This window comes from Allorhodopirellula heiligendammensis (assembly GCF_007860105.1).
GTDB classification, from domain to species: domain Bacteria; phylum Planctomycetota; class Planctomycetia; order Pirellulales; family Pirellulaceae; genus Rhodopirellula; species Rhodopirellula heiligendammensis.
In genome coordinates, this window is the sequence record NZ_SJPU01000002.1 from 979,997 (window position 1) to 992,223 (window position 12,227).

The 12,227-nt window shown below is 56.3% G+C and carries 6 protein-coding genes; all 6 read left to right on the plus strand.

Annotated features, from left to right (window positions below; all coding sequences use genetic code 11):
- Positions 1 to 116: 116 nt before the first annotated feature.
- The 6 genes from Poly21_RS14005 to Poly21_RS14030 all read left to right on the plus strand — a co-directional run bounded on the left by Poly21_RS14005 (position 117) and on the right by Poly21_RS14030 (position 11,956).
- Positions 117 to 1,622 (plus strand): BBP7 family outer membrane beta-barrel protein, encoded by a 1,506-nt coding sequence (locus Poly21_RS14005; RefSeq protein WP_302118893.1) that lies wholly within the window; start codon positions 117 to 119, stop codon positions 1,620 to 1,622.
- 252 nt (positions 1,623 to 1,874) lie between these two features.
- Positions 1,875 to 2,306 carry a hypothetical protein gene (locus Poly21_RS14010; RefSeq protein ID WP_302118894.1) on the plus strand — a complete coding sequence of 144 codons (432 nt, stop codon included), beginning with the start codon at positions 1,875 to 1,877 and terminating at the stop codon, positions 2,304 to 2,306.
- A gap of 322 nt (positions 2,307 to 2,628) precedes the next feature.
- Positions 2,629 to 3,579, plus strand: a complete 951-nt coding sequence (locus tag Poly21_RS14015; protein ID WP_146407602.1) for a choice-of-anchor A family protein — start codon at positions 2,629 to 2,631, stop codon at positions 3,577 to 3,579.
- A gap of 86 nt (positions 3,580 to 3,665) precedes the next feature.
- Entirely contained in the window at positions 3,666 to 4,406 is a 741-nt protein-coding gene (gene mnmC2 / locus Poly21_RS14020) for a tRNA (5-methylaminomethyl-2-thiouridine)(34)-methyltransferase MnmC2 (protein WP_302118896.1), read from the plus strand.
- 233 nt (positions 4,407 to 4,639) lie between these two features.
- Positions 4,640 to 10,918, plus strand: a complete 6,279-nt coding sequence (locus Poly21_RS14025; protein WP_146407604.1) for a PAS domain S-box protein — start codon at positions 4,640 to 4,642, stop codon at positions 10,916 to 10,918.
- Between the two features lie 123 nt (positions 10,919 to 11,041).
- Positions 11,042 to 11,956, plus strand: a complete 915-nt coding sequence (locus Poly21_RS14030; RefSeq protein ID WP_146407605.1) for an SDR family oxidoreductase — start codon at positions 11,042 to 11,044, stop codon at positions 11,954 to 11,956.
- Positions 11,957 to 12,227 lie beyond the last annotated feature (271 nt).

The window sequence follows — 12,227 nt, forward strand, 5'->3', positions numbered from 1 at the left end:
CGAATTCTTTTCCTACGGTTCCGTTCACTCTGAATAGTCCGGTGGAAATGGTCGATTCCATTATGCAGATCAATCCCGTGTTCCCGGACTACACGAGAATCCTAATGAAGAAAAATATGAAAACTAATTGGAAGATGTTGACGTTGGCAGCGCTGCTGTCGGCTGGTACGACCGCCGCAACTGCGGCTGACAATGGCTACGTGAGCGAGTATGGCGACGACGCCTACTTCGCTGACACTTCCGAGTATTTCGGCGGCTTGTACGAAGACACCGCCAGTGGGGATGCCGCTGCCAGTGTCGACCAAAGCGACTTTGTCGGCGACCATGCTGCAGAACCCCAGGCTGTTGAGCCTGTCGCGTACGTGGGTGACTCGCACGCAACGTATGAGCAAGAGTCCTACCCGCAAGCCGAATATCAACATGATTTTGGCAGTGGCATCGTGATGGACTCCGATTCGTACGCCTATCCCTCGGGCGACTACGGTTGCAGCGATGGTTCTTGCGGCGACACCTACTCAGCCAGCTGCCGCCCGCAGCGGAGCATCGCCTGTGAAACAAACAAATGGATGACGGTCGAAGCCCTGCTGTGGTTTCCCCAGGTGCGTTCGTCGGTGCCATTGGTCAGCACATCAGCGACAGGCACCCTGCCTGAGCTCGACCAGGGTGCTCAAGTCGCCTTTGGCGGCAACAACGCCTTCGGTGGGGAGCTCCAAGCGGGCTTCCGTGTCGACGGCGGGTTCATGCTCAGTGATGACTTCGGGGTCGGTGGCCGATTCTGGATGCTTGGCCAAGCTAGCGATAGCTATGCTGCCAGCGGAGATGGCACCAACGGATCGATTGGTATTCCGTTCTACGACACTGATTTGAGCACCGATGCAGAGAATGCCATTCGGATTGCCTATGCCGACGGCATTGGGGCGGGCGATAGTGACTTTGCAGGCAGTGTCTCAGCACGTTCTTCGTTCTCGGTGTACGCCGCCGAAGCGTACGGACGTCTGCGGCTGCTCGGTGGAAAAGGATATCGCAGTGATCTCATCGGCGGCTATTCGCACTTCAATATTGAGGACGAATTGTCACTCAATGCGAGCACCACGCAACTCGAAGTGGGTCCCGGCCAGGGCAACCGCTATAGCTTCAGCGACAACTACACCGCCACCAACGAATTCAATGGTGGTCAGATCGGCTTCTTGACTTCGGTCGGTCGTGGCTGTTGGACGCTGACCGCCCTCACCAAGGTGCACTTGGGTGACATGAGTCAAACGTTCACGAACGTGGGAACACGCAGCCTGCCAAGCCCAGCGGGCGTCCAGCAAGGCGGCATCTTCAGCCCCACCAATCAAACGACGATCACACGCAACAGTTTCGCATTCGCTCCTGAAGCCAACGTCAAACTTGGCTATCAATTTCGCAAGAACATGCGATTCACGGTCGGATACTCGTTCCTGATGTGGAACGACGTCCTGATGGCGGGTGACAATCTCAATCGCGACATCAACTCCAGCTACTTGGTTGGCAATGCCAATGGCGTGATTCAGCCACCACAGCGTCCTGCCTTCCAGGGGCTGAAGACGGACTCGCTGTTCGTCCACGGCATCGACCTGGGATGCGTTTTCCAGTTCTAGAGCGAGCCGAACCCAAACCCGCGTGAGAAGGTTTTGCCGGGTGGAATCCGGCTCAAAAAAGTCCGGAACACCGAGACGGTTTTCGCTCGGCTCTCGACAATAGAATGGAAGTTACAACGATACTTGCGAAAGCGTGGTGGGCCCGAATCCCACCACGCTTTTTTTATTGGCCGTTGCCGTGGCGGCAAAAAATTTGTTAGCACGACTGCAATAGACTTTCGAAATCCACCGAATCCTCGCAGGAGATCGACGATGAACATTTTGACCTGCCACTGCCTATCCCCGCACGGGTCTCTGACCACGCTCGTCTCCCGCTGGGTGCTGATGGGGAGCGTGGTGCTGACCGGGCTACTCTTCACCGCCACTGCGTCTGCACAAATCACGCCATCACGAAGTCTGACGGCAGGTGGCTCGCCGGTTGCAACGCTGGAGGAACAACTCATCAATCGCCTGCACGCGACCACGGAGGTCCAAGGGGATTACATTCGGTATATCGTGAAACTCGTTGACGAGCAGAAGCTCGAAGCTCGCTTGGTCGTGGCGATCGAACAATATGCCATCCGCCGCAATCCGCAGTACGCCTTCCCCTACTTTGAACGCGCCCTCCGATATGAGGCTGCAAAGCGAGGCGTGGGTCTGCCGGCACTGCGCCACTACCAGTCAACCGCTGGCCTGCGCCGCTAGTGCGAAGTGGTCAGGGAGTGCCGGTTGCCGCCCACGTCTCAAGCAAATGAGATAACCAAACCGAGGAGGATCCGACTCCCATGGCAGGATGCGCGATGGGCAATGGCGAGAGCTACCATTGCAATTCTGCGAGACGAATTCGCTCCGAGTACGCACTGATATGCCTCCCCACCGGGTCCTCAACCATCGATGCGACGGCACCCGTCCAGGCGGTTTGCCGTCCTCGATCGTGGGGCTGGGAAAGCGTTGACAATGGCTCAGGGTTGATTATTCTGCCCCCATAACTCTTTTCTCGGCTATTCCCAGCTTAGGTAAATCGCGCATGGTCAAGCACGTTCACCTCATCGTCCTGGCAGCAGGACTCGCGCTGAGCGCGAACTCACTGCACGCTGCGATCATTAATGAATTCACGATGATTTCACTAGGAGACTACAACTCGGGTGGTACCGAAGTGGAGGGCTCTGCGTTTGTGGGTGGTGACACGGTCGGCCAGGTCATCGTCGGTACGAACTCTCCATTTATTCAAGCGGGTGATACGTCATTGGCTGTTGTCGGCAACATTGGCAACGGGGCAACCGACAACAGTAGTGGTAATTTCGTCTTCAACGATACGACCACCGTCAATGGTGCGATTAACAATGGTCCTGGCGGCTCGACGCTGACGAACGCGAATTTGGAAGACGTTCGGACGAGCGCCGCCAACGAGTTATTGTCGACCTCTTCTTACCTGGCTGGTCTCACCGCAAACAGCACTGCATCGTTTACTGCCGGGCCTCCTGGCCCGGTGATTTTCGACGTGTTCGCGATTTCTGCCAATCCCAATGGCGTCGCGGTTTTCAACATTCCTGCCGGGGCGCGCATTGATCAGATTCAGAGTATTCAGTTCAACAACGCGGCCGCCGCTAGCGCGATTGTGATCAATGTTTCGGATGAAATCGTCAACTTCACAGCCAACGTTGTCGGTAGCGAGCTGAATGATGAAGCTTTCAAGGCGAAGACGATTTGGAATTATCATCAGGCCACGTCAGTCAGGCTTGGCACCTCGGTCCCCGGTGCCACTCTAGCTCCGCTGGCGGCCATCACGATTGCCGCGTCTACGGAAGGTGCTGTATTCGGCGCCACCGTCACTCAAAGTGGTGGCGAGATTCACGGACCAAACTTTGCTCCGAACATCAGTCCCACTGCCGTTCCCGAACCCTCCTCCACGCTCCTGCTGGGATTGGCGATTATCGGGGCGTGCGGCGTGAGTTACCGCCGCCGACGATCCAGCTAGACGAAGTGCTGGCTTCGTAGTCTTTTCCATCTTTTTTGATTGGTTCCAAGGGGCAGCAAACCGCGTGCAGATGGATGGGCAGACCGATGCGTCCTCGCGTTCTCTCGGTTGAGAACGCATATCTGATTGAGACTACCGATGACGGCAGCCGCACGTTGGTCCGCCAAGACGGTGACCTATCGTTTCATAGTGGCTGCGGGGCGGCTGCGGAGTGCGATCACGTCTACTTGCACAACGGCGGATTTAACGGTCCCGAGCTTCACTGGCCACAATCGGTTCTCGAAATTGGGTTTGGGACTGGATTGGCAATGCTTCGCACCGTCGACCGTGTCGTCGCCGCGGGGCGTCCGCTACGATACGTTGCCCTGGAGAACACCGCCGTCCCGACGGAAGTGCTGCGGCAGCTCGACTTAGGTCGTGGTCTCGCGGATCCGTCGTTGGCCGATTGTTTCCTGAGTCGCTGGGACGCGATTTTGCAGAGCAGGCCCGTACGCTCCCTCCCAAATCGACCGTATGACGCCAACTGGCGAGTGGACAGCGACCGTTGGGTGCAGGTCATCTTCGCGGAAGCAACAACGTGGCTGGACGCTACGAGGGAAACGTTCGACGCGGTTTACTTTGACCCGTTCGACCCCCAGTCCAATCCTGAGCTCTGGACGGAAGAGGTTTTTAACAATTTGGCTCGCTGTCTACGCGCTGGTGGCAGATTGGTGTCCTATTGCGTCAAAGGCGAAATTCGCCGCCGGATGGCTGCCACCGGATTCACCGTCACACGGGTGCCCGGCCCGATCGGCGGCAAACCAGAGGTTCTCATCGCGACAAGATAACGGTCGCAATCGCCAGGGAAGGATATTCGCTGCAACGATGAGTCGCTAGAATATCCCCTGCCCACGGCGGTTTTGCGCAGGTGCGGTTGATGCTGGCATACAGGTTCCCTAACTGAAAAGCGCACCAGTAGACTTGGATTGAGCTCACGCTGGATGGGATTCCTGGAAAATCCATTCTCCCACTTATTGAGTTGTCGTTTCTCAGTAGTTATTGAATTTCACTCGAGTGTTCCATGACCCAGGGCCCATCCAATTCGCCTATTCGCACTGGGGCAACACTCATCACCATATGTGTGGATGGTCCTGCCAGCGAATTAGACGCACTGACGGAAATGCTCGCTGAGATGGGTAAACCCGCACAAACGGCTGTCGTCTTACTCCAAAACCTCGATCGACCGGACCGGCAATCGTGGAGGGCGGGCTTGGCCGAGGCGACAGAGATGCAAGTCGTCGAAGTCAGTAGCCGGACCACCTTGAAACCGGGGTGCATCTACATCCCGCCCTCAGAACGGTTGCTGGAGCTCAGCGGCGGGAATGTCTGGCTGGCCAATCGCCGTGAGAGCAAGTGTCCCCCCGCTGCGCGAGCGACCAGGTCCAACGCGATCACCGATCACGACGCCGATTCCCCAGTCGCGCCCATGGCAGCCGAACTGAAAACGACAGATGGTCGTCTGACCCGAGCATTGCAAGACTTGGCAGCCGCCAAGAAGGAACTGGCGAGGTCGCAGGATGACATGCAGGTGGTGCTCGACCGCATCGCGCAAGTCGAGTCCGATCAAAAGAATCTTTTGGACAGCACCAAGGTTGCCACACTGTGCCTGGACGATGACTTGCGTATTCGCAGTTTCAACGCCGGCGTGAGTGCGATTTATAACGTGTTTCCAACGGACATCGGACGTCCACTTGAACACTTCACGCATACCTCGGTGCAGATGCCGCCATTTCCAATTGACCTCGCTCTGGTCGACGCCTTACCGGTCGAAGAGGAGGTCGAGATCGATGATGGTCGATGGTACACGCGTCGAATCCAGCCGTATTTGAACGATAAGAACCAGCGAGATGGTTTGGTGGTGACGTTCTACGAAATCACCGAGCAAAAGAAGTTGGGCATGCGGCTAAAAGCAGCCCATGCGGTGACCAAGTTGCTAGCTGACGCGGATTCATTCGACGAGGTGATTCCCCAGGTGCTTCAGGCACTCCGCAACTCGCTCTCAGTCGAGGCGTGTTTGCTGTGGAGAACGGATGAACGCGGCGAGTTCCTGCGTTGTGTCGAGACGGACATCATCGATAGTTCCTATCAACCCTTTGTCGACCAGAGTCGCCAGACGAAGCTCGCGCCCGGGGATGGATTGCCAGGTCGTGTTTGGGAACGCCGTGAGCCTGTCTGGTTCGGGGACGTCCAGGACATCGACATCTTTATCCGAGCAGACGCCGCAGGCGAGAGCGGCTTGACCAGCGGCGTGGGCACACCCATCATCGTCGGGAATAAATTCAAAGGAGTGATTGAGGTCTTCACTTCGAGACGCTTGCCTCATGAGCCTGAACTGATCCAGCTGCTCGGTTCGGTTGGTAACGAGATTGGACAGTTCATCCGGCAGCGGCGACTCGATGCAAGCTTTCGGAATGAGGAAGTCCGTAAGACTGCAATTCTGCAGTCGGCACTCGATTGCATCGTCACGATGGACACGGCGGGTCGGATCGTTGATTTTAATCCTGCCGCGGAACAGACATTCGGATATGCGGCTGCTGACGTCGTCGGGAAATCGTTGGCGGATCTGATCATCCCCGAGCAATATCGCGCCTCCCACAGCAATGGACTGGCTCGATTCCTGAGCACCGGAGACTCCGCGATCCTCGGCCAGCGACTGGAGTTGACCGCCCAACGCGCCGATGGCAGTTTGTTTCCCGTTGAGCTGGCTATCAGCGTCGCGCGGGGACGAGACGATACACCGTTCTTTACAGGCTATCTACGCGATATTACCGCACGCAAACGGGCCGAGGCCAGTTTACTGCAACGTGCGGCGATGACGGCTTTGCACGCGTCCTTGGCCGTCACTCTTGCGGGCGAGGCACCGCTGAACGAGATTCTCGACACCTGCTGTCAGTGCATGGTTAGCGGATTGGATGCGGCACAGGTTTGCGTTTGGCGATTGAATGAGTCGGAACAAGTCTTGCAGTTGGCCGCCAGCGCCGGTAGCTGCTCCTCATTTGACGAGATGCACAAGCGTATTTCGCTGAGCGAATCGAAGGTGGGCCACATTGCCGTGACCCGCCAGTCGGTGTTCATGAACGACGCGTCCGGCATCGCGAACTTCGACGCTCTCCCGTCAGACGCCCGTACCGGCATAGTGGGATTCGCTGGCTACCCGTTGGTCGTCGAGAATCGAGTCGTGGGCGTCGTCGCGCTGTTCGCGAAGCAATCCCTCGCCAAGGAGGTTTTCGAGCAACTGGTGCCGATGGCCGACGCAGTTGCTCAGTGCATCGCCCGGAAGGAGTCGGAGCAGCGATTGATCGATCGCGAGCAACGGCTGAATCTGGCACTCGATGCGGGGCGTTTGGGAACATGGCACTGGAACATTGCCGCCGATCATGTGGCGTGGTCCAGTCAACTCTATGAAATTTTTGGATATGCAAGAGACCAGTTCCAAAATACGCATGCAGGTTTTCTGGAAATTATCCATCCCGATGATCGCCAGCGGGTCACTGAGCAGTTAGCGGCAGTATTTACCGGTAACTGCGAATCCTATGAGATGGATTTCCGCATCATCCGTGGACATGACCACAAGACGCTCTGGACGTCCGGACGCGGAGTCATCCGTCGAGATAAGGATAATCACCCGCTAAGTATCACGGCAGTGGCGAGCGACATCACCGAACGCAAGCAGTGGGAACTCGAACTCGCTGACCGAGAATCCCACTTGCGCAGTGTGATCGACAATACTCTATTTATGATTGGGGTGCTCGACGCCGATGGCACGCTGTTGGAAGCCAACGCGACGGCAATCCACTCGGCTGGACTCGACCGCGACGAGGTGATTGGCAAAAAGTTCTGGGACTGCTACTGGTGGAATTTTAATGCGGAGTCGATGACCACGTTACAGCAGGCGATACACCGAGCGGCCTCGGGAGAACTGGTCCGCTACGATGTTGTCGCACGCATGGCAGGCGGCGCGCTCATCACCATTGATTTCATGATCAGTCCCGTTCGATCAAGCGATGGGACGATCACTCATTTGGTTCCTTCGGGGGTCGATATCAGTGAACGCAAAGCTGCCGAAGCGGCCGTCATCGAACGCGAGCAGTTCCTGACGCTGGCCCTCGATGCCGGCAAAATGGGAACGTTCAAATGGGACCTTGCCTCCGGACACGCGGAATGGTCGGAAATGGGATACGCCTTGGTTGGCTGTCGCTCCGGCCAATTCGATGGCAATGTCGACAGTTTCCGACAGTTGGTTCATCCCGATGACCGTGAAGCGGTGAGGTGTCATACGGGCGAAAACTTTGCAAGTGATGCCAATGAACATTTTGTAGAATTCCGCCTGATTCGCCCCAGCGACGGGCGTATGATTTGGGTGGAAGAACGCGGAGTGATTCACCGCGACGCTGATGGGACACCAATCCAAGTAACGGGATTGATTCAAGACATTTCCGATCGCAAAGCGAAGGAACTGAATGCCGCATTCCTCTCTGATTTGCAGAATCAGTTTGTGTCACTGACTTCGGTGGATGAGTTGATGGCAACGGCCACACGTTTGACCGCGAACTATCTGGAGTTGGATCGATGCGTCCTGGTTGAGTTCGACGCCAACGCTCAGATCGGTGAAATTGTATACGACCATCATGACGGAGCCGGCCCAAGTATGGTGGGAGAGCATTCCGTCGGTGACTTTCACGACGAATCAGAACGGACTGCACTGATCGCGGGACAGCAGGTGTTCGCAGACGATACGCAGGCGACCGAACGTGCAGATCGGCTATCTGCTAAATTCCGCGAGTTTACCATCGGCGCGTTTTGCAACTCGGCATACATGACGGATCGTGGCACCAAGTTCGTTGTTTCGGCGATGTACGCCACAGCGCATCGTTGGGAAGCCGAGGAGCGCCGACTGTTGCAAGAGGTTGCCGATCGGGTCGGCATTCGGATTGAGAGGGCGAGGTCAGAGGAGGAGTTGGCCAATCGCGAGGCGCACCTGCGCCGCGTGATCAATAACCAGTTGGGGCTTGTCGGCGTGATCGATCGCAACGGTCTGCTGCTGGAGGTCGACGATCGGTCCCTAGCGATCGCTCACACAAAGCGTGAAGACGTTGTCGGCAGGCATTTTGCCGACGCACCATGGTGGAGCTACGATCCCGCGGTTGCCGCGAAGATGAGAGCGGCAATGCAACAAGCGATGTCAGGCGAAATCGTTCGTTTTGACGTTTCACTGTTCGCTCACGGCGACGAAGGAGTGATGATCGACTTCATGATTGCTCCAGTGCTCGATGAAGACGGAAACGTTGAATACCTTATCCCTTCGGGCGTGGATATCACCGAGCGATACGCAGCGGCTGCAGAATTGGCCCAGGCAAAACGGTTGCTCGAATTGAGCATGACGTTCAGTAGGGTAGGATCGTGGAGCTTTGATTTAAATTCGGATCGGTTTACAGCCGACGAGAGCCTGGCTCGAATGTTTGGTTTGGAGGTCGACGAACCAGGCGAATACGAGGACTTTTTAAAGCGGATTGCAGCGGTGGATCGAGATCGGGTTCGAGACTCGATTGCGAGACTGCTGGAAGAGGGAGCTGCATTCCACGAAGATTACACAGTCGATTTACCCGACGGCTCGACACGATATTTCCAAGGTCGGGGGTCCCTCGTGATCCTCAATGACGCCACGAAGACGTGCTCTGGCATTGTCTTGGATTTGACGCAATTGCGTGAAATGCAAATCGCGCTGGAGCAGAGTGAAGAGCGGTTTCGCAATCTCGCCAATACCTCGCCAGCAATGATTTGGGTTACCGATGAGAATCACTCCTGCACCTTCCTTTCACAATCTTGGTATGACTTCTCTGGCCAAAGTCCCGCAGAAGGGATGGGGATGGGGTGGACGGAAGCAGTCCATCCCGATGATCGCGAGGCAGCGGGGAACGGATTTTTAGCGGCCGCCGAACGACGAGAATCCTTCGAACTCGACTTTCGACTCCGTACCGCTGATGGGCAATATCGGTGGGTGATCGATGGTGGACGCCCGCGCTTTGATGCCGCCGGCAAGTTCTTAGGCTATGTTGGGTCCGTGATCGATGCTCACGACCGACATGAGTCGCAAGCAGAATTGAAGGAAGCTCGCGCGATCGCGGAAGCTGCGAACGAATCCAAAAGTGCATTCTTGGCAAACATGTCGCACGAAATTCGAACGCCCATGACCGCGATTCTAGGTTACGCTGACCTGCTCAGTGATTTGGTCAATAACGATGACGCTCACCAGCATCTCGAAACGATTCGCCGCAACGGCGACTACTTGCTCGAAATTATCAACGACATTTTGGATCTTTCCAAAATCGAGGCGGGCAAATTGGAGGTGGACTGTGGGCGTTTCGAACCGCATCGATTGGTCGAGGACGTCCTACGCATCATGGAGGTCCGCGCAAAGGAGGGCGGTCTGTCACTGGCGGTCCAATACGATGGCAGGCTACCCAAAGTGATTCAGTCGGATGAGAAGCGGCTGAAACAGATTCTGATCAACCTTATCGGGAACGCGATCAAGTTCACTCGCGAAGGGGGCGTCAGGATTCGCATTCGGTATCATCGCTCCACCGAGCAATTGCAGTTCGACGTTATCGACACGGGTATCGGCGTATCGGAGGAGCAGATGACAAGGCTGTTTCAGCCATTCTCGCAGGGCGACGTCAGTGTCACTCGCAACTTCGGAGGAAGTGGTTTGGGCCTTGCCATCAGCCAACGACTTGCCGAAACACTCGGGGGAAAGGTCTCCGTTGAAAGCACGGCGGGAGTTGGTAGTACGTTCAGCGTTTCCATCGCGACGGGCGAAATCGCCGACACGGATTTAATCGAGTTTGCCCAACCGACGCCGCTCATGCGATCGGACGAACAGACTGCTGAGATGACGTCTTGGCCTCTCTCCTGTCATGTGTTGATCGTAGACGATCGCCGCGAAATTAGATTTTTAAGTAAACACATTCTCACGAAGGCTGGCGCATCGGTGGCCGAGTGCGATGACGGGATGCTCGCCGTGGAGCATATCACGGCCTGCTACGCCAATGGAGATCTACCCGACCTGATTCTATTGGACATGCAGATGCCGATCTTAGATGGCTACGCGACTGCCAAACAACTTCGCACGCTAGGCTACACGGGGCCCATCATCGCGCTAACGGCCGACGCGATGCAGGGCGACATGAACAAGTGCTTGGAAGCGGGGTGCAACGACTACCTCTCCAAACCGATTGACGCCCAGAAAATGCTGCGTTTGGTAAGTGACTTAACACAAAGACAAAGTCACCAGGCCAACTAGGACCGCCAGCGGTCCCTCAAACTCTCAAGTGAATTTTGCTCGCACCCATGCGGCGAGAAAGGCACACGGCTTGCTCAGGACGATTGGAATCAATTCACTTCCCGTCACTTCCGAGCTAGTTCCATGGACGCCATCCAAGACCAAACGACGTTTCCCCGTGTTACTTTAGTGGACCCGCGTGAAGCCTATGTGAAGCCACCCTTTCCCGACCAGAAGAAGATGAAGATGCCGGGGTCGACGGCGAAAATGGAGCCCACGCCCGACCACGGCGAGCAAGGCTATCGCGGCTCAGGCAAGCTAAAGGGGCTCAATGCAATTATCACTGGTGCCGACAGCGGCATCGGGCGGGCAATTGCGTTGTGCTACGCCCGCGAGGGTGCCAACGTGGTTATCAACTATTTGTCCGAGGACGATGACGCGAAAGAGACACAGTCGCTCGTGGAGGCAGCAGGCGTCCAGGCGAAAGTGGTCCGCGGCGACCTCCGAGAAGAATCTTTCTGTGAGGAGTTGATCGAGAGTGCCGTTGAGTCACTCGGCTCACTTGAGATCCTAGTCAATAATGCTGCTTTCCAATTAACCGCGGATTCAATCGAAGACTTCTCGACGGAAGTGTTCGATCGCATCTTCAAAACGAATGTGTATGCACCGTTCTGGCTATCACGAGCGGCGATGCCGCACATTCCTGCCGGCGGCAGTATCATCAATACCGTTTCCATCCAAGGCTACGACCCTTCCCCGTATCTGCTGCCGTACTCGACGACTAAGTCGGCGATGATTGGTATGACCAAGGCAATGTCAAAGCTCGCGATGGACCAAGGTGTACGGGTGAATGCGGTGGCGCCAGGACCGGTATGGACGCCGCTGATTCCAGGTTCCATGGACGAGGAGAAGTTTAAGAACTTTGGAAAGGACACGTTATTCAAGCGTCCCGCCCAGCCTATCGAGCTCGCCCCTTTATACGTCTGGCTCGCCAGCACAGATGCGAGCTATGTCACCGGAGAAGTGTTTGGTTGTACTGGTGGAAAAACCCCGTACTAGCTCGAGGGTACTGCGGCGCGTCCATGAGCGGAGTTTGAGCATGTAACGACCGGACGGTTTGCGCCGCTCCGCGAACAGCCTGTTGAATTGATTGCTTTCGCTGTCCAGTTGCACAGGTACTAACCCGAAACGCGAACGAGAGACAAAATGAATTGCCTCGTTGGCGGGTCGGGTTGGTGAATCCACGGGCAGCGAAGCGGGCGAGCGGCAAGGCGGGAGCCGCCCGGCAATTGAGTCAGTGGCAGGACGCGAGTCCATCGGGGCAGCCTAC

Bases quoted from the DNA above. Each gene is read 5' to 3' on its own strand.
- Poly21_RS14005 (WP_302118893.1), top strand. From the start codon at position 117: ATGAAAACTAATTGGAAGATGTTGACGTTGGCAGCGCTGCTGTCGGCT.
- Poly21_RS14010 (WP_302118894.1), top strand. From the start codon at position 1,875: ATGAACATTTTGACCTGCCACTGCCTATCCCCGCACGGGTCTCTGACC.
- Poly21_RS14015 (WP_146407602.1), top strand. From the start codon at position 2,629: ATGGTCAAGCACGTTCACCTCATCGTCCTGGCAGCAGGACTCGCGCTG.
- mnmC2 (WP_302118896.1), top strand. From the start codon at position 3,666: ATGCGTCCTCGCGTTCTCTCGGTTGAGAACGCATATCTGATTGAGACT.
- Poly21_RS14025 (WP_146407604.1), top strand. From the start codon at position 4,640: ATGACCCAGGGCCCATCCAATTCGCCTATTCGCACTGGGGCAACACTC.
- Poly21_RS14030 (WP_146407605.1), top strand. From the start codon at position 11,042: ATGGACGCCATCCAAGACCAAACGACGTTTCCCCGTGTTACTTTAGTG.